The sequence below is a fragment of the Oceanivirga salmonicida genome (assembly GCF_001517915.1).
Classification (GTDB): Bacteria; Fusobacteriota; Fusobacteriia; order Fusobacteriales; family Leptotrichiaceae; genus Oceanivirga; species Oceanivirga salmonicida.
In genome coordinates, this window is record NZ_LOQI01000005.1 from 16,522 (window position 1) to 37,295 (window position 20,774).

Genomic DNA, 20,774 nt, shown 5'->3' on the forward strand with positions numbered 1-20,774 from the left:
CCACTATATTTAACTTATTTTTTATCATGTTTTTTTATAATGTCTTCTAATTTAAATGATAGCACAGTAAGTATTTATATGTAAAGGTAATCCTAAATAATTAAATAAAAGAAAAGACATGAATTTAAAATAAACATTTATTCTAATTCATGTCTTTTTATTATATCTTATCTATCATAGAAATTTTATCAACCACTAAATTAGCTATTTCTTTTAATTCATCTGGTGAGTGAGACATACAAATTGAATAATCGACAACATTAAACATTGCTCTATCATTTTCAGAATCTCCTATACCTATTGTATAATAAGGTGTCTTTTCCATGATTTTTTTTATTGCATTCCCCTTAGAAATATCTTTTGCACATATTTCTATTCTTGTTCTAGAAGTTTTAACTATACTTAAACTATCGCCAAATTTTTGCATTAAATCATTAAATATTTCAACTTCTTTGTTTCTATCAGGTCTTACATTTATTTTATAAATATCTCTATTTTCTAAAAGGTCAAAAGGGTATTCAGTGCAAATCATTTCCATATCCCATAATGACTCTGGTTTATCATGCATAAAATTTCCTATTCTTTTCTTACCATCTAATGCATCAAAAACCAATTTTTTTTCTTTGAAATAATCATATAATTTTTTAAGATTAACAGTATCTATCAATTCATTAAAAATTTCATTTCCATTTTTGTCTATAATTTGTGCTCCATTAAATCCAATTTTATAATCAAATAAAATATCATTTTCTTTTTCTATATATTCTATTTCTTTTACAGATCTTCCTGTTGCTACCGCTATTAAATTATTTTTTGCAAATTCTTTAAATCTTTTTAAATCAAGTTTTTCAACATTTATAGAATTTTGTACAAAAGTTCCATCTAAATCTGTGATTATAAGTCTCTCCATTTAACCTTCCATCCTTAAAATTTCTCTTATTTCCATTTTTAAAACATTCGCATGTGCTCCATATATTGATTGCATTTGCATACCGCTTTCCACAAATCCTAATGCTTTATACTTAGATTTAATTATCTCTTTATCTATTAACGATTTATCTTTTACATTAATACGAAGTCTTGTAATGCAAGCATCAACTTCTACAATATTTTCTTTTCCACCATGGGCTTCTATTAGACCTAATGCTTGTTCTCTAACAGACATTTTTTCGTTTGATTTTTCTTGCATTTCATCTTTTAATGTTTTCAAACCATATTTAGCTCTTGTTTCTTCTTTTGTCGCAAGGAAAACTTCATCTTCATCTTCTCTACCAGGAGTTTTAAAATTAAATTTCAATATCATGTATTTGAAAACAAAATAATAAACTATAAAACAAATTGGTCCTGCAATTAAAATTAAATACCATTTTGTTCTTGTACCTTGTAATACTCCATAAATTACAAAATTAATAAATCCATGCCCTGTTGGTGTTAAAAAAGCTGCTCCCGCTATATTCATTGATAATAAAGTAAGACCACATAAAATAGCATGAACTCCATATAATGCTGGTGCTACAAATAAGAAAGTAAATTCTAATGGCTCTGTTATTCCTGTTAAAAATGACGAACCTGCTGCTGCTAATAATAAAGAACCTATCAATTTTCTTTTTTCAGGTTTAGCAGTTCTATACATTGCAAATGCTGCTCCAACTAACCCAAACATATTATATACAAATTTCCCTGAACTAAATCTTGTAATATTAGGGTCTATTATAGCATCAGGAGAAGAAATTGCTGCCATATATGCGTTTATAGTTCCTGCAACTGTTTTACCATCTACTACAAATATTCCCCCTAATTCTGTTGTTCTAATTGGCCAGTTTAATCCATGGTGTAATCCAAATGGAAGTAAAATACGCTCTGTTACTGAGTATAAGAAAGTTCCAACATAACTTGATTTTAATATTGCTACCGAAGCAAGATTTATAACTACTTGAACATATGGCCATACAAAAAATATTATTATAGAAACTATTGCCATTACAGGCATTACCATAATGGGTACTAATCTTGGTCCACTAAAAAATCCTACAACTGATGGTAATGTTAAAGTTATTGCTTTTCTATGAACTAAATATGCAACAAGCCCTGCTATTATACCACCAAATACATTTAAATCCATTGTTTGTATACCTAATATAACAGTTTGCATTTGTTTTGATAATTCTGCCTTATCAGCTAATGAACCTGAACTTTTTAATAAAAAGTTTAATACATAGTGCAATGTTAAAAATCCTATTAAAGCAGATAATGCTGCTGACCCTTTTTCTCTTTTAGCAAGTCCTACACAAACTCCAATAGCAAATATTATTGGTAAATTTTTAAATGCAACTTGTCCTAATGTTACAAGTAATCCCATAAAAATCTTAATAATTGGATTATTTAAGAATGGGTATAATTCAACTGTTGACTTATATGTAAATGCCTTTCCTATTCCAAGTAATATACCAGCAGCAGGTAATACTGAAACTGGTAATAAAAAACTTCTGCCAAATTTTTCAAAAGCAACTACAAATCTGTTTCTTTCCATAATGTATATCTCTCCTTTTTTTATTTTTACAATAATATTATATCTTAAAAAATATTATTACATATATTTTTTATCTATTTTTACTATTATTAAAAAAAATTACATTTAGAGTAAAATTTTACCTTAATAAAAAAGAACATATTCTTGGACATGCTCTCTTTAAAGAATTTTTATATATTATTTTATATTTTCTAAATCCAATAGTAATTTTTCAAATACTAGATTAGATGCTATATGTAACATTAATCTTGACCTTATTTTCTCTCTTTTACTAGACGAACTATATGTATACAAACATACATCACTTAATTTTTCTAAATTATTCCCACCATAACTTGTAATACTTGCTATTTTAACATTATTTTTCTTACTTTCTAATAATTGACTATTTAAAATTTCATTTTCTCCGCTAAGTGATACTATGATTATAAGGTCATTTTCTCCTGAAATTTCAACAATTCTTTCTATTAAATATTTTTCTTCTGGTGCTAATGCCCAAAAGCCTGCTAATTGTAAATTTCTTGATAATTCTTTGGCTACCATAGAACTATTACCATAACCTAAACAATATATTCTTTTTGACTCTATTATAATTTTTACAAATTTTTCTAATTTTTCATCTGTCAATAACTCTAATGTTTTTGATAAATCACCTTTTATTCTATTTTTTATTTCTCCTAAACTCTCATTAATATTTTTATTTTTTTTATCATTATTGCTTATAAGTGAAAATTTAAATTCATTAAAAGATGAAAATCCTAATTTCTTACAGGCTCTTATAACAGTTGAACTAGATAAAAATAATGATTGCGTTATATGTTTTAACTTTAGGTTTACTATATTTTCATAACCCAAGATATAGTTTATTACTTGTTTTTCATTATCTGATAAATCTTTATATTTTTCATAAATATTTTTTAACATATTTCTCCCATACATAATTATAATATTCGCTTCATTTATACCTATAAAAAAAGTAAATTCCATTTATTTATATTATAACATATTTATATTATAATAAAATATGATAATATTGAATTTCTTTTCCCAAAATATTCTAGTATAATTATAACATAATATTTCTCCGATAAATACTTTTTAGTATTAAAATACTTTAAAAGATAAATTTATTGATAAAAAGATACTAAGAATAAAAATTCCCAATTTTTACAATCTCCCTCTTAGTATCTTTTTTTATTTATAAATTTTAATAAATACCTATTTTTTTATATACTTAATCAATAATGAATTAACTCCTAAATAAATTATCACAGGTATTGAAATATAACGATTATCTACATGATATTTTCTAAACACATATATTATAAATAGGGTTAAAATTAATAATAAAATTCCTAATATTTTAACAAACAACTTTTTATCCATATTTTCTCCATTTCCTTATTTAACAACACTTTCATAAGGTTTAAGTTCAATTTCTTTACCATTTAACGATACTTTTATATTTTCATTTAAAAGATTATGTAATATAGCTTTTTCTTTTCCCTTATATTTCATTTTAAATGCAAATACACCATCATTTTTTAAATCAAGTGATTCATATTTACCATATCTTATTTCTTCATTTTCTTTTCTTATTTTAATCCATTTAATATAGTGCGAAAGTAATGAATTTTCATTTTTTTCTTGTGTATAAAAATCTTTAATGTCTTCATTATCTACTTCATTTACCCATGAAGTTTGATATTTATCTCTCCAAATGTACCCTTGTCTAATATACTCATCAGGTTTTGACCCTTTCATACCCAATTCTTCACCGTAATAAATATAAGGGTTCCCAGGTAGGGTTAAAAGTATGCTTGCAATTAATTTTAATCTTTTAGTATCTTTAATTTTATTTGCTACTCTTTCTTGGTCATGGTTAGTTAAAAATATTGCATCAATATAGTTTGAATTAACTTTTTCATATTTTTTATAAATATTTTCTAGTCCTGGTCTTATTTTTGAAGAGTTTCCTGAAAATACTGTATAAAATATTAATTTTTCAGAAAATTCAAAATTAAAATTAGAATCAAATACTTCATAAAATTTAGAGATATAATCTGTATTAGACCATACTTCCCCTACAAGATACACGTTTTTATTTACAGATTGCAATTCTTTTCTAAATTCACTCCACCATTTAATATTTTCACTAACATTATCTACACTACCTTTTGCATGTTCTCCAAAAGCAAAAATATGAGGTGCAGCATCTAATCTATAACCATCAAGATTAGTTTCTTTTAACCAATATTTAGCATATTTTATTATTTCTTGTCTAACATTTTTATTAGAAAAGTCTAAATCTGGCATTCCTTCCCAAAATATACCATAATATAGTTCATTTTCATTTAATTTATGCCATGATTTACCACCTAGAACAGCAATATTTTTATTATAACCCTTTTCATCTTTATTTATAATATTATAATAGTCTTTATACTTACTATCTGGATTTTTCAAAATATCTTTAAACCAAGGATGCTCTATACTAGTATGATTTACTGGAAAATCTATAATTACTTTAATATCTAATTCATGTGCTTTTTCTACCAATTTTTTTAAATCTTCTTTTGTTCCATATTCTTCATCTATTTTAAGATAATCAGTAACATCATATTTATGATAACTAGGCGATTTAAATATTGGTGTTAACCATAAACCCTCTATTCCTATTTTATTTAGTTCTGGTAATTTTTCAGTAATTCCATTTATATCTCCTATACCATCTCCATTACTATCTGCAAATGACCTAACAAAAATCTCATAATATATTCTATTAGATTTTACATTTTCTGTTTTAAAACAAGAAATAGTCATTAAAACTACTAAAAAACAATATATAAACCTTTTCATAAAAACTCCTTTTTTCTTTATTATATCTATTATATAACATTTAAAATAAAGTAATCAAATTAAATTTATTAAATATTTTATAATTTTATATAAATACATATTTAGATTATAAAAAAATATAATTATATCGTATTTCTTTTTCGCTTGTTATCTAATATAATTATATTGTTGATAGAACAAAATATAAATTTAAAAAATAATTTAAATTTATTATTTTTCATCATAATATTTCTCCTATAAATAGATCTCTATAATAAATAGAAGATAAATTTATAAATATAAAAAAGATACTAAAAAATTTAAAATTCCCTTTTTAAAAATCTCCCTTTTAGTATCTTTTTTTTTATTTAAAATTTAATTAATTAAATTTTTATCTTTTTAATTTATGCTATAATATACCTACTAAAATAAAAAAGGAGAATACATATGAGTAATTACTATAAAAATTCAGTTTCTCCCCTAGAATATGCTATAAATGGTAATAAAGGGGCAATGAGATCAGTAAACTGGAATAAAATAAATGATGAAAAAGACCTTGAAGTTTGGACTAGAGTAGTTCAAAACTTTTGGTTACCTGAAAAAATACCTGTATCAAATGATTTACCTTCATGGAAAAGTTTAGATGCATCTTGGCAACAATTAATAACTAGAACATTTACAGGGCTTACACTATTAGATAGTATACAAGCAACTGTTGGAGATACTGCACAAATACCAAATTCTTTAACTGACCACGAACAAGTTATATATACTAACTTTTCATTTATGGTTGCAGTTCATGCAAGATCTTATGGAACTATATTTTCAACACTATGTTCAAGTGAACAGATTGAAGAAGCACATGAATGGGTAATTAAAACTGAAAGTTTACAGGAAAGAGCAAGATTTTTAATACCGTATTATACAGGAGATGATCCTTTAAAATCTAAGGTTGCAGCAGCACTTATGCCTGGATTTTTATTATATGGAGGATTTTACTTACCATTTTATCTAGCTGCTAGGGCAAAACTACCTAACACTTCTGATATTATCAGACTTATATTAAGAGATAAAGTAATACATAACTATTATAGTGGTTATAAATACCAGAGAAAGGTAGAAAAACTACCATTAGAAAAACAAAAAGAAATGAAAGAATTTGTTTTTGATACATTATACAAATTAATAGAATTAGAAAAAGATTATCTACATGAACTATATGATGAATTTGGATTGGCAGAAGATGCTATTAAATTTAGTATATATAATGCAGGTAAATTTTTACAAAACTTGGGTTATGATAGTCCGTTCACAGAAGAGCAAACACACATAAAACCTGAAGTTTTTGCACAATTATCAGCTAGAGCAGATGAAAATCATGATTTCTTCTCTGGTAATGGTTCTTCGTATATTATGGGTATAAATGAAGAAACCGAAGACGAGGATTGGGAGTTTTAAAATGCATAAAGATATAAAAGAATTAAAAGATATTGATAAACCTAATGGAGATATTACCATAGTATATTTTTCTTCTATATCTAATAATACACATAGATTTGTTCAAAAATTAGGATTAGAAAATATATATAGAATATCTGATGATTTAATAATGAATAAAAACTTTGTCCTTATAACACCAACTTATGGTGGTGGGGGAAATGATACTAAAGGAAGTGTTCCAAAACAAGTTATACATTTTTTAAATCAAAAACAAAACAGAGATAATTGTAAAGGAGTAGTTGCTAGTGGAAATACTAACTTTGGCGATACTTTCTGTTTAGCGGGTATAATAATTTCAAAAAAATTAAATGTACCTTTACTTTATCAATTTGAATTATTAGGAACTAATGACGATGTTATTAACCTAAATAATATATTAAAAAATTTCTGGGAGAAACAAAAATGAGCGAGAAAAAATCAAAAATATCATTAGAATTAAATCAGGCAGATAAATATCTTGCACTAAATGCTATGAGTAAAATGTTAGTTTGTGGTAAAACTAACTATGAAGCTGATAAGGAAGCAGTAGATGAATACATGAATGTGCATGTAATACCTAATAGCAAAAAATTTAATTCAGTTAAAGAAAGATTAGAATATTTAATAAATAATAATTACTATGAAAAAGAAGTTTTAGACTTATACAGTATGTCCGAATTAGAAGAATTATATACTATTGCAGATAGTTATAATCATAAATTCCCTAATTTAATGGGAGCTATGAAATTTTTTAACTCTTACTGTTTAAAAACTTTTGATAACAAAACATATTTAGAAAATTATGAACAAAGGGTTGTAGCAAATGCTATACTTCTATCTGACGGTGTATTTGAAGATGCAAAAAATTTAGTACATTTAATGATGAAAAAAGTTTTTCAACCTGCAACACCTACTTTTTTAAATGCTTTAAAAAGAAATAGAGGAGAATATGTATCTTGTTACTTACTTAGAACAGAAGATAATATGGAATCTATCGCTAGATCAATATCAACTTCACTTCAATTATCTAAAAGAGGTGGTGGAGTTGCAATATGTCTTACTAATCTAAGAGAATTTGGAGCACCTATTAAAAATATAGCAGGAGCTGCTACTGGAATTATACCAGTTATGAAACTATTAGAAGATACTTTCTCTTATGCTAATCAATTGGGTCAAAGACAAGGAGCAGGTGCAGTATATATAAATGCTCATCACCCTGATATTATGGCTTTTCTTGATACTAAAAGAGAAAATGCTGATGAAAAAGTTAGAATTAAATCATTATCATTAGGAGTTGTAATCCCTGATATTACATTTGAATTAGCTAAGAAAAATGAAGAAATGGCTTTATTTTCTCCATTCGACGTTGAAAAAGAATATGGTAAAGCATTCTCTGATATTTCAGTAACTGATGAATACTACAACATGTTAAATAATGATAAAATAGGAAAAACATACATAAATGCAAGAAAATTATTTCAAACAATAGCAGAATTACATTTTGAATCAGGCTACCCATACATATTATTTGATGATACGGTAAATAAGAATAATCCACACACTAAGGCTGGTAGAATTGTTATGTCTAATTTATGTTCTGAAATAGTACAAGTTAATACAGCAAGTACATATAAAGAAGATTTATCTTTTGAACATGTTGGAAAAGATGTTTCGTGTAATTTAGCATCTATAAATATTGCTAAAATTATGGAAGATGGACAAAACTTTGGAAAAGATATATATGAATCTATAAAAGCACTTGACTATATTTCTAGAAATAGTGATTTATCTTGTGCTCCTAGCATACAAAAAGGAAATAATGCTAATAGAGCATTAGGTTTAGGGGCTATGAATTTACATGGTTTCTTAGCAGATAACAAAATATATTATGATAGTAAAGAAGCGTTAGATTTTACTAATATGTATTTTTATACTGTAACTTATCATGCATTTAAAGCATCTAATAAGTTAGCAATAGATAGAAATAATACGTTTGATGGATTTAATGAAAGTAGATATGCTAGTGGAGAGTATTTTGACAAGTATACAAAATGTGAAGAGAATTTCTGGACACCAAATACTGAAAAAATTAAAAATATTTTTGAAAAATATAAGGTTAAAATCCCTAGTAAAAATGATTGGTTAGAATTAGTAGAAAGTATTAAAAAATATGGTTTAGCAAATTCACACTTACAAGCAGTAGCACCAACAGGTTCTATTAGTTATTTATCTTCTTGTACACCTAGCTTACAACCAGTAGTAGCACCTATAGAAGTTAGAAAAGAAGGAAAACTTGGTAGAATATATGTTCCCGCATATAAATTAAGTGATGAAACATTACCATATTATGAACAGGGTGCTTATGAATTAGGCCCTAACCCTATAATTGATATAGCAGCAGAAGCACAAAAGCATGTAGACCAAGCAATATCACTTACACTATTTATGACTGATACTGCAACAACAAGAGATTTAAATAAAGCATATATTAGAGCATTTTCAAAAAAATGTGCTTCTATATACTATGTAAGAATTAGACAAGAAATACTTGAAGGAAGTGAATCCCTAGAGTGTGAATCTTGTATGATATAAAAAAATATAAAAAATAAGGTTTAAGTTAGAATTATTATATTCTTAACTTAAATCTTTTTATTTATAATTAACTGAAAATTTTAAAATCCTAATATCACATTATTTTATAATACTTTATTATGAAATAATAAAAAATATCCAAATAATAATAAACTTATTGATATTGATTTTTTATCCTCTTTGATATAAAATAGTTTTACAATCAAACTATTTTTTCATAAATAATATCAATCTATTTTTTTGATGAATTTGGAGGTTAAATATGAATAAGAAATCAATTTTCAATAAATTTACACCTTATATGGGCAACAAAAAAGCATATATACCCATTGCTTCAATCTTTTCTGCAATATCAGCAATAATAAATATTATTCCATTTTACTATATTTGGAAAATAGTAAACATACTTTTAACTACAAACAATGAAATTTCTACTAAAAATACAATAACTTATGCCTGGTATATTTTTATATATTCTATACTTGGAATATTTATATACTTATTTGCACTTTTATTATCTCACTTAGCAGCATTTGAAGTAGAACTTGGAATTAAAAAAACAGGCTTTGAAAAAACAATGAATATGCCTCTTGGTTTTTTTAACAAGTATTCAAGTGGTCAAATAAGAAAGATAATAAATGACGGGGCAGAAAATACACATTCATTTTTGGCACACCAATTACCTGATTTAGCAGGAACTATGATAACACCTGTAATATTAATTATTATGCTCTTTATATTTGACTGGCGTTTAGGTCTTGCCTGTCTTATACCAATAATATTGTCTTTTATAATTATGTCAACAATGATGACAAAACAAGGTATGGAATTTCAAAAACAATACCAAGAAAAATTAGAGGAAATGAGTACTGAATCTGTAGAGTATGTAAGAGCAATACCTGTTGTAAAAACTTTTGGTCAAAGTGTTAAATCCTTTACAAGATTTTATAACAGCATTCAAAATTATAGAGATTTAGTAATAGTTTATACTAAATTATGGACAATACCATACTCATTATACAGTATACTTGGAGAAACTACTGCATTTTTCTTAATACCACTAGCAATACTTTTAATAGGTCGTGGTAATGATATAACTGGCATTATAAGTTCATTTATTCTATATATACTTATTGCTCCTTTTTTTGGAATGGTAATGATGAAAAACGCCCTTTTCATACGGAAAAAAAATGATGCAATTAGAAGCATAGATAAATTTAACGATTTGTTTAACTATAAAGATATGGAATATGTCAAAAATGATGAAAAATTTGTAGCACAAGACATAGAATTTAAAAATGTAACATTTTCATATGACGGTAAACAAAAAACATTAGAGAATATAAATTTAAAAGTTGAAAAAGGCAAAACACTTGCCCTAGTTGGTGCTTCTGGTTCAGGGAAAACAACTATAGCAAGACTTTGTGCAAGATTTTGGGACGCAGATTTTGGTGAAATTTTAATAGGTGGTAAAAATATAAAAGATTATTCAAAAGAAACACTTATGAATAATATATCTTTTGTATTTCAAAATAATAAACTATTTAAAACTAGTTTACTTGAAAATATAACATTTGGAAAAAAAGATGTAAGTACTAAGCGAATAGAAAATGCACTAATAAAATCAGGAGCAAAAGAAGTAATTGATTCACTAGAAAATGGATTAAATACCATAATAGGGACAAAAGGAACATATTTATCTGGTGGAGAACAACAAAGAATAGCACTTGCTAGAGCTTTTCTAAAAGATGCTCCTATTATATTGCTTGATGAAGCAACTGCCTTTGCAGACCCAGAAAATGAACATTTAATTCAGAATGCTTTAATTGAACTTAGCAAAGGGAAAACTACCATAATGATAGCACATAGAATGACAACAGTTAAACATGCTGATAATATTGCTGTCATAGATAATGGTAAAGTCGCTGAATATGGTACACATGATGAACTTATAAATAAAAATGGACTATATAAAAAAATGTGGGATGAATATCAAAAAACTATTGGTTGGAATATCAAGAAAGGAATGTAATTATGAGAAAGTATTTACAAAAAAAGTACGTTTTAACAAATGAAGGTACAGAAAATACTATAAATTCTATTATAAGTCATACACTTTATAGATTAACAACAATGCTTCCTATGCTAATAACTTTCATCTTTTTGTACCAATATAGTGGAAATTTAATTGATTTTAAAACAAAAATTAATCTTAATCTTTTACACTATATATTATTAATATTAACTTCATTTATAATAATATATATATTTGCATTAAATGACTACAATAAAACTTATATTAAAATTTATGATGAAAGTGCTAAAACTAGAATAAATCTTGCAGAAAAATTAAAAACTTTACCCCTTTCATATTTTAGTAAAAAAGATATAGCAGACCTTAGTGCTACTATAATGAGTGATACAACTACATTTGAAGGAATATTTACACATGCTATGCCAGAAATATATGCTGGAATAATTAATACAAGTTTAATAGCCATAATACTATTTATAATTAATTACAAGCTTGCTCTATCTTTATTCTGGGTAGTTCCTTTTGCATTTCTAGTTTATAAATTATCTAAGAATATTGACAACAAAATTTTAAAAACTAATTTTGATTTTGATAGAGAAATAATTGATGATATACAAGAGAGTCTTAGTTTGGTAAATGAAATAAAGGCATACAATAGAGAAAAATATTTTATAGATTCTCTTAAGAAAAAAATTGATAAACAAAAAAAATTAAAAATAAATGCAGAAGTTACAATGGGTTCATTTATAATTTTATCATCTGTTCTTTTAAAATTAGGTATGGCTACCGTTGCAATTTATGGAGCATATTTATTAGCCGATAAATCAATAAATATTATTACTTATTTAATTTTTATCATTATTTCTGGTTCAATTTTTAATCCTTTAATGAGTGTATTAACAAATTTAGCAGAATTATTATACTTAGATTCAATAATTGAAAGAATTAAAGAAATAAATGCTATGCCTGCTCAAGTAGGAAGTACAAACTTTAACCCTAGTAACTATGATATAGTATTTAATAATGTTAAATTTTCTTATGAAGATGGAATAAGTGTTCTAAACGGAGTTTCATTTACAGCCAAACAAGGCGAAGTAACAGCTCTTGTAGGTCCATCAGGCAGTGGAAAAACAACTGCTGCAAAACTTGCAGCAAGATTTTGGGATATAAATAGTGGTAAAATTACACTTGGTGGTATTGATATATCAAGTATAGAACCTGAAACATTACTTAAAAATTTTTCAATAGTTTTCCAAGATGTCTCACTATTTAATTCAACTGTTATGGAGAATATAAGATTAGGTAAAAAAGGCGCAAGCGATGATGAAGTAAAAGAAGTAGCAAAAATAGCAAGATGCGATGAATTTATAAGTAAATTACCTAATGGCTATGATACCCTTATTGGAGAAAATGGAGAAAAACTTTCTGGTGGAGAGCGTCAAAGAATATCAATAGCAAGAGCATTATTAAAAGATGCACCTATAATTCTACTTGATGAATCAACAGCCTCACTTGATGCTGAAAATGAAAGTAAAATTCAAGAAAGTATATCAAAATTAATTAAAGATAAAACTGTTATTATAATTGCCCATAGAATGAGAACAGTAATAGATGCAGATAAAATAGTTGTTCTTAAAGATGGAATAGTTAAAGAAAGTGGAAAATCTACTGACTTAATAAAAAATGACGGAATATTTAATAAAATGTATAAAGCGCAATTAGAAAATAACTAAAGATAAAAGGCGATAATTAAAGTCGCCCTTTATAATTTTATCTATTTATCTGACGCAAATGCACTTTGCCCTCCAAATTTATCAAAATGTACAATATCACTTACTAAATAATCATATATTGGTTTTGAAATAGGTATTCCATTTTTTTGGTATTCATCATATTGTAATTGACTTACTTCTCCTGGGTAATAAACTTGTTTAAATCCTTCTGCAACTTTAATTTTATGTAATTCTTCTTTTGTTTTTGTAACATCTTCTTTAAATCTATCTAATCCTATAAATTTAGCTGGATCTATAACTATATATATTTGACCTAAATCTCTTCCTTCAGATAATTTATCATACATAGAAGAAACATTTCCACCAAATGGAAGTCCTAATAATACCCCAGATAATACATCTACTACCATCATTAATCCATAACCTTTAGGCCCTGCAATAGGTAAAAGCCCTCCAACTTCATGAGGATTTTTAGTTGGAATTCCATTTTTATCTACGGCCCAAGTATTTGGAATTTCCATATTTTTTGAACGAGCATATAAAATTTTCCCCCAAGCTTGAATTGAAGTAGCCATATCAAAAACTATTGGTTTCCCTTCTGAAGCTGGAGCAGAAAATGCAATAGGGTTTGTCCCATAATAAGGTTCACTTCCACCATAAGGAACAACCATTGGATCTGATTGACACATTGAAATTCCTATTAAATTATTTTTTGCTATCTCTTCAACATAATAAGCAAGTGCTCCACTATGACTCATTTTAGATACCCCAACTATTGATACTCCCATTTCTTTAGCCATGTCTATAGCATATTTCATAGCTTCTTTTGCAACATATTGACCTATTCCATTATCACCATGGAATATTCCAGTACATACACCTGTTTTTTCAAAATGCATATTTGGATTAATATTAACTCCACCTTTTGAAATTCTTTCAGCATAATAATCAACACGAACTGCTCCATGAGAATGAATACCACAACTATCTGCAAATACTAAATGTTTGGCTACTTCATTAGCATGTTCTTCTCTTAATCCAGCACTTTGTAATTTTTTTTGTATTAATTCATGCAATTCTTTAGGTTTTAATATAACAGATTCTTCCATTTCTATACTCCTTTTCTAATTTTTAATTATCCTCATTAAAAATTTCATAATTTATTTCATTTTCACTTTTAGCTACTACCAAAGCTGAGAATACATCTGAATCAACATTTAATATCGTTCTTAACATACCTACAAACCATTCGACGCCAGCAAATATTGCTATACTTGCAACAGGAAGCCCCATTTGTGGAACTACTATGCTTAAAGACACTAATCCTGCTCCAGGAACAACTGCATTTGCAAGCGAAGCTAGTGTGGATAAAACCGCAATATATAAATATTGTTGGAATGAATAGTTAACTCCATAAATTTGAGATATAGTAATTATGGTTATTGCCATATGCATAGCAGCTCCATTACTATTTAATGACATACCTAAAGGCATAACTAATTTAGAAACACGCTCTTTTATTCCTAAACGTTCTTCTGAATCTTTTAAAGCTGTAGGTAATGTTACGGCTGATGATGTGGTTGCTATTGCCATCATTGACATTCTTGTTATTTTTTTTATTATTTTTTTAATACTTAATTTACAATATATAGAAATTAAAAGTATCCATAATATTAAGAATGTAAATGTTGCAAATCCATAAACTAATAAATACTTAATTAATGGAATAATAACTTTTATACCTAATTTCCCAATTGTAGTTGCTACCAATGCCACTATACCTAAAGGAGCTAAATTCATTACTAACATTATCATTTTCAATATTATTTTATTAAATTGTACTATATATTCAAGTACTATATTCTTTTCATTTTTTTCAATAAAATCAGAATTTATATAACTAATTGCTATCCCAAAAACTATTGAGAACACTATTACTTGAACTATATTAGAATTTGCAAGAGAGCTCATAATATTACTTGGAAAAAATCCAATAATTATATCATAAATACTTCCAATATCACCAACAGCAACATCTTTAGAAATAACTTCTCCTGAAATACCTAATCCTGGTTTAAAAACTACACCAAATAATACACCATATATTGCCGCTATTAATGATGAAGTCATAAAAACTATTATTGTCTTTATACCTAATTTCCCTAAAGATTTCGTATTAACAACACCTACTGCTTCAATTACCTGTCCCATAACAAGTAAAACAATAGACATTTGGATAAGTCTCAAGAACAATGTTCCCATTAACTTAAAAATTAATATTTCTTTTCCAAATATAAAACCAATAACTACACCTAAAACCATAGAAAGCATAATTTTATTTGTCATCGATATTTTTAATTTATTCATAACATTATACCTCCAAAAACATTATCTATAAATTATTCATTTTTTTCACTAGCAAAAGCAAATATTACCATACCTATGAATAATAAAACTGACGCTAAATAGAATCCAGCTTGCATTGAACCAAAATTATCTGCTATCCACCCTGTAACATAAGGCGCTGTTATCGCCGCTGACATTCCTATAAAATTATATGCACTTAAAGCTGTTGATAATACTTTTCTTGGAGAATTTTTTGTAACATATGCAACTAAAATAGGATCTAAAGCTAATTTACCTGTTAATCCATAAAGTATAAGCATTGCTATCAATAAAGTTCTATTTGTTACAAAAGCCATACCAAATGTTGATATTAATGCTAATGGTATTAATGTAAATACAAATATTTTAGTTTTTTTGTATTTATCAGATAATCTAGAAAATAGTAATGCACCTGGTATTGATGCCCACGGAACTAATGAAGCTATAAATCCAACACTTGATCCTTCAAACCCACGCTCTATTTGTAAAAAAAGTGGAAGCCATGTAATAATTACAAAGTTTGCATATATAGAACAAAATAATAATAAGAAAGCAAATAATAAATTTTTATTTTTAAATACAGATAACCCTGAAACTTTTTCTTCTTCTACTTCTATATTTACATTTTTACTTTCCAAATCTTTATTAGCAACTTTCTCATGTAAAAATATAAATAATATTCCAACTATAATTGTAGGAACTGACATTATAAAAAATGGTAAGCTCCAATGGTTTCCCTTTTCTAATACCAAGTAACTTGATAATAAATAACCACCAGATGTCCCAAAAGCCATACCACTATTTATTATAGCTGTCCCTAAAGTTAAACTTTTTCTAGGTATTGCTTCTGCAGAAAGTGCATACTGTGGTCCATAATATGCAGCTTCCCCTATACCAGTTATTGCTCTATATATCATAAATATACCTACACCTGTTGCAATTCCACTTAAAAATGTTCCTGCACCAAATAGTATAAATCCAAAAGTAATTACAATTTTTCTTCCTATACGATCTCCTAAAATTCCAAAAGGAATTTGCATTATTGCATAAGTTAAGAAAAATATACTATTAATAGCTCCTAATTGTGTTTTTGTTAAACCATATTCTATTTCTATATTTCCCATAACTGGTCCTAAAATTGTTCTATCTGCATACATTAATATCCAACCAACAAAACATAATGCAACAACTTTCCACCAATAACGTTCTGAAACATTCATTTCTTTATAACGATTTTTTATTTCTCCCATTATATGTCCTCCAAATTCAATTTTTTTTCAAGACCTAAATATATACCAAATAAAGTATCATACCCAGATGTATATCCTATACTTGAAATGTTTTTTATAGATTCTAAAACATCTTTTTTAAATAAATTTATAAAATATTCACTAACATAATTTTCATTAAATGCTTTAAAATATTGTTTACTTATATCTGTGGTAATATTTCCATATTTTAATTTAATATTTTCTCCAAATAAATTACATATAAGTGAATATCCCATTAAGATATCATCTCCACTAGGCGTTAATCCTTTACCTCTTCCTGCTAAAAATTTTTGAAATACATCTATACTTAAGTTTTTTTTATACAATACTTCTTCTATTTTTAATCCTATTTTCTCTGAAAAGTTTATTTTTTTTAACACAGCATATATATCTTTCATTTTATTAATATCAAATTTTATTTTTTTATAATTTAAATCTAAAATATTACATTTATCTATATCAATAACTTTTATCCCTAAACTAGTATAAAAAATTAGTTTGTTTTTTTTAGTTATAACTATATCTCCTAGTTTACAAGCTAAAATTAAATCATTAATTTTAGTTTTATCTAATCCCAAACCAAAACTACTTAATCCCTTATTAAATATGGAAATATTCACCAAATTATCACCAAATTTAATATTTAAAGAATTATTAAATATGCTATGTATATATCCTAATTTATTCTCATTTATATAATTTAATACTAAAGGGCTAACTATATTATTCAAATTTAATCCCTCTATACTTTGCATATGCTATTAAAGCTTTTTCAAAACAAGCAAGTGGTGCATGTACAGTTCCAGCTCCAACTTGTCCTAAACCTGCTTTTTTATGTGCTATACCTGTATTTATAATAGGTGTTATTCCTGTTTCAATTACCTTTCTTATATCAATTCCAAGAGGTGCCCCTTTAAAATCCCAATTTGGAATAGTAAAATTAGAATTATGTATTACTGTTATTTGACTCATTTCTTCACTTACTCTTAATGCATCCTTAAATCCTCCTGCACCAACAAATCTAGTAACTCCAGGTGCAGCTATCATACTCATTCCTCCTACACCAACTGTTTCTGTAATAGAACTATCTCCTATATCTGGATTAGCATCATCTTGAGTAAATCCAGTGAAAAATAATCCTTTTGGTGTATTTACTGGTGCTGTGAACCATTCATCTCCTAATCCACTTATACGTATACCAAATTCTTTTCCATTACGAGTCATTGTAGTAACTACTGTTCCTATTTTATTAAGTCTTGCACCATCAACTATAGATTTTCCTGTTGCCATCATTATATTTAAGAAAAATTGGTCTGTATCTGCTAAAAATTGTATAACATCTTTTTTCAACTTTTCATCTATATCAAGTCCAATAATTAAAGGTGTAACTTCTTTTAAAAACAACAATGAAGCCGCTATATTTCTTTGATGGAATTCATCCCCCATCGTAATAGCTTTCGCTATTATTACATTTAAATTTATTCCGCCTTCTATTTTCTTTATTGCCTTACCTAAAACTGGACCTAATATATCTTTCATCCAAATCAATCTTTCTACTACTTTTGGAGAATATGCTCCAAAACGAAGTACTTTTCCTATACCTTCATTTAAAGTACAATAAGATCTATTTCCTTTATATTTATTTTCTATAACTAATACAGGCATATTTCCAGATGTTATTCCACCCATTGGTCCTACAGCTTTAACATGATGACAAGGTATAAATTTAACTTCTTCATTTTCTAATAATTCACGTGCTTCTTTTTCATCCTTTGCCCAACCTTCAAATAAAGCTGCTCCTATACAAGAACCTTGCATTGGTCCTGTCATTTCAGAATATTTTATAGGTGGTCCTGCATGAAGTAATACTTTACCATTTAATTCTTTAATAACTGAACTTGCAGTTACCACATCAATTAAAAATGGTGTTGCTTTTTTCATTTCTTCTACAACTTTCATATTTTCTTCTTCTATATTATCTAATTGTTTTAATTGATTTAATATTTTAATTAACTTTTTATTTCCACCTGCTATAGGTTTCCAATCAAACTGAACACATGTACCTCCAAATTTTTTAATTGATTCAGCAAATCCTGCTATTCCCATATTAATAATCTTTGGTTTTAATGTTAATAATTCTTTTATTGCCTTACTTTCTTGACCTATTTCTACCTTATCTCCTTTATATTCAATAATTTCTTTATCTTCTTCTATTATATCAATTCCTTTTAAATTTAAAGCTTTTCTAACTGCTTTTAAATTACTTTTTTCAACTATCATTCCTGCATCTTCAAGCGTTTTTATTGTTTTCAAATAATCTTGCGGATCTTCTTTAGTTCCACAAATTGTCCCTATTATATATTTACCAGAATTCTTAGTTATTTCTTTTATAACAGGAGCCAATTCACTAGCCATATCTAAATGTGAACCATATCCTAAAACTATATCCAATAAAATAATTCCTGTATTTTCATCTTTGGCTAACTCTTTTAATTTTTCTATACGAGTACTTGGATCTATCATAGGATGAGGTTTCCCTTGAGTATATATATCATCACCTAAATCTATTATTTCAAATCCATCTGTTTTTAGTATATATCCATGTTCTTTTTTTATATCTTTTAAATTTAATGCTTCTTTTATAAGCATTGAAGCTTCATAAGCTAAAGTTCCTCCTGAATAAAGCCCTTTTATTGTTTTATTATTTAAATTTTCATCTTTTTCTATTTCTGATTTTTCATAATAATTTTTACTTACTTTATTTCCTTTTGCCAAATCCACAGCTATCATTGCTGTTTCTTCTAATGTATGTGCAAAATATATATTTCCTTCATGATATTTAGGTTTTTCGCCTAAAAAAATAGCAACTACAGACTTATTTATAGAATGAAGTAATTTTACAACATCATCTCTAACTTCTTTTGCAGGTGGTTTAGATATAACAACTATAACATCTGTAAATTCATGATTTGCTAAAGCTACTATAGCATCTTTAGTTGTTATTGCTCCAACTTCTGTTGATAAATCATTCCCTCCTGTTCCAATCGCATTAGTTATTCCCTCACCAAGTTTATCAATTATAGTTGAAACTTCTTGTATACCTGTGCCAGATGCTCCAACTATTCCTATATTCCCTGAATGAATAACATTAGTAAATGCTAATGGAACATTATTTATAATTCCCGTTCCACAATCAGGTCCCATAACTAAAAGTCCTTTTTCATGTGCTTTTTTCTTTAATCTTACTTCATCTTCTTTGGATATATTATCACTGAATACAAAAGCATGCATGCCTCTATCAATAGCATTTTCAATTTCAATAGCACCGTATTCACCAGGAATAGAAATAAGTGCCAAATTAGCATCAGGCATAGTTTTTTCTAATTCATCCCAATTTCTAATTGTTTTACTTGTATCCTCTTTTTTTATTGATAAATCCGATAAAAACTTTTCCACCGTTTCTAAAACTTTATCTACAATAGATTTTTTATCAGTATCAACAACAATAACCATATCACTAGGATTAGCATTCTCTGCTTCTTTTGAAAGAAGTCCAGCACCTTTAAATATCTCCTTATTAGCATCAGTACCCATCATAATTTGAACCTTATTAACATCTTCCATTACACTAATATGATTAGTTAATAACATCAAATTAATTGAATCTTGATAACTATTTTCTTTTAAAACTGTATAAAGCATAATTTTACCTCCTCAATTTTAATTTCTTCTATTCAATACTAATATAACATGAAATTTCAAATAGTCAATATTTCTAAAATTAATATATTGTTTTTTAGTATTAGTGATATTTCAGTTATTTAAAAAGCATTTAATTAAAAAGATTTTATTTTTTTAATATTTCACATATTTATGTGCGAAAATTATAACAATATAATTACCAAATTTTA

15 protein-coding genes are annotated in these 20,774 nt (G+C 26.6%); 5 read left to right on the forward strand and 10 right to left on the reverse strand.

Annotation, left to right across the window (positions count from 1 at the left end; all coding sequences use genetic code 11):
* Positions 1-160 precede the first annotated feature (160 nt).
* The 5 genes from AWT72_RS01180 to AWT72_RS01195 all read right to left on the reverse strand — a co-directional run bounded on the left by AWT72_RS01180 (position 161) and on the right by AWT72_RS01195 (position 5,389).
* The gene (locus tag AWT72_RS01180) at positions 161-910 is read right to left on the reverse strand and encodes an HAD-IIB family hydrolase (RefSeq protein ID WP_067139557.1); all 750 of its coding nucleotides are present in this window, start codon (positions 908-910) and stop codon (positions 161-163) included.
* The gene (locus AWT72_RS01185) at positions 911-2,530 is read right to left on the reverse strand and encodes a PTS transporter subunit EIIC (protein WP_067139560.1); all 1,620 of its coding nucleotides are present in this window, start codon (positions 2,528-2,530) and stop codon (positions 911-913) included.
* Positions 2,531-2,707: 177 nt separating this feature from the next.
* Positions 2,708-3,454, reverse strand: a complete 747-nt coding sequence (locus AWT72_RS01190; RefSeq protein WP_067139563.1) for a MurR/RpiR family transcriptional regulator — start codon at positions 3,452-3,454, stop codon at positions 2,708-2,710.
* 294 nt (positions 3,455-3,748) lie between these two features.
* Positions 3,749-3,916: a hypothetical protein gene (locus AWT72_RS09420; RefSeq protein WP_156286465.1), complete on the reverse strand. Its 168-nt coding sequence runs from the start codon at positions 3,914-3,916 to the stop codon at positions 3,749-3,751.
* Between the two features lie 15 nt (positions 3,917-3,931).
* Entirely contained in the window at positions 3,932-5,389 is a 1,458-nt protein-coding gene (locus AWT72_RS01195) for an alpha-amylase family glycosyl hydrolase (RefSeq protein WP_067139566.1), read from the reverse strand.
* Between the two features lie 426 nt (positions 5,390-5,815).
* On the opposite strand from AWT72_RS01195, the gene nrdF reads away from it, so the two are divergent.
* The 5 genes from nrdF to AWT72_RS01220 all read left to right on the forward strand — a co-directional run bounded on the left by nrdF (position 5,816) and on the right by AWT72_RS01220 (position 13,207).
* Positions 5,816-6,826, forward strand: coding sequence for a class 1b ribonucleoside-diphosphate reductase subunit beta (gene nrdF, locus AWT72_RS01200; protein WP_067139569.1), 1,011 nt, complete (start codon positions 5,816-5,818; stop codon positions 6,824-6,826).
* 1 nt (position 6,827) lies between these two features.
* Positions 6,828-7,274, forward strand: coding sequence for a class Ib ribonucleoside-diphosphate reductase assembly flavoprotein NrdI (gene nrdI / locus AWT72_RS01205; RefSeq protein WP_067139572.1), 447 nt, complete (start codon positions 6,828-6,830; stop codon positions 7,272-7,274).
* Positions 7,271-9,439 (forward strand): class 1b ribonucleoside-diphosphate reductase subunit alpha, encoded by a 2,169-nt coding sequence (gene nrdE, locus AWT72_RS01210; protein ID WP_067139575.1) that lies wholly within the window; start codon positions 7,271-7,273, stop codon positions 9,437-9,439. Before nrdI ends, nrdE begins: the two co-directional genes overlap by 4 nt.
* Positions 9,440-9,701: 262 nt before the next feature.
* On the forward strand, positions 9,702-11,471 hold the full coding sequence (locus tag AWT72_RS01215) for an ABC transporter ATP-binding protein (protein ID WP_067139579.1): 1,770 nt from the start codon (positions 9,702-9,704) through the stop codon (positions 11,469-11,471).
* Between the two features lie 2 nt (positions 11,472-11,473).
* Positions 11,474-13,207 carry an ABC transporter ATP-binding protein gene (locus AWT72_RS01220; protein ID WP_067139582.1) on the forward strand — a complete coding sequence of 578 codons (1,734 nt, stop codon included), beginning with the start codon at positions 11,474-11,476 and terminating at the stop codon, positions 13,205-13,207.
* A gap of 41 nt (positions 13,208-13,248) precedes the next feature.
* On the opposite strand, the gene allD is transcribed toward AWT72_RS01220, so the two are convergent.
* The 5 genes from allD to AWT72_RS09145 are packed head-to-tail and all read right to left on the reverse strand — an operon-like array spanning position 13,249 to position 20,565.
* Entirely contained in the window at positions 13,249-14,316 is a 1,068-nt protein-coding gene (allD, locus tag AWT72_RS01225; RefSeq protein WP_067139585.1) for an ureidoglycolate dehydrogenase, read from the reverse strand.
* Between the two features lie 22 nt (positions 14,317-14,338).
* Positions 14,339-15,574: a dicarboxylate/amino acid:cation symporter gene (locus AWT72_RS01230; RefSeq protein ID WP_067139589.1), complete on the reverse strand. Its 1,236-nt coding sequence runs from the start codon at positions 15,572-15,574 to the stop codon at positions 14,339-14,341.
* Positions 15,575-15,606: 32 nt separating this feature from the next.
* Positions 15,607-16,842 carry an MFS transporter gene (locus AWT72_RS01235; RefSeq protein WP_067139592.1) on the reverse strand — a complete coding sequence of 412 codons (1,236 nt, stop codon included), beginning with the start codon at positions 16,840-16,842 and terminating at the stop codon, positions 15,607-15,609.
* Positions 16,842-17,594 carry an oxamate carbamoyltransferase subunit AllH family protein gene (locus tag AWT72_RS01240; RefSeq protein WP_067139595.1) on the reverse strand — a complete coding sequence of 251 codons (753 nt, stop codon included), beginning with the start codon at positions 17,592-17,594 and terminating at the stop codon, positions 16,842-16,844. The genes AWT72_RS01235 and AWT72_RS01240 overlap by 1 nt, the downstream gene beginning before the upstream one ends.
* On the reverse strand, positions 17,587-20,565 hold the full coding sequence (locus AWT72_RS09145; protein WP_082680494.1) for a bifunctional FdrA/YlbE family protein: 2,979 nt from the start codon (positions 20,563-20,565) through the stop codon (positions 17,587-17,589). The genes AWT72_RS01240 and AWT72_RS09145 overlap by 8 nt, the downstream gene beginning before the upstream one ends.
* Positions 20,566-20,774: the final 209 nt, after the last annotated feature.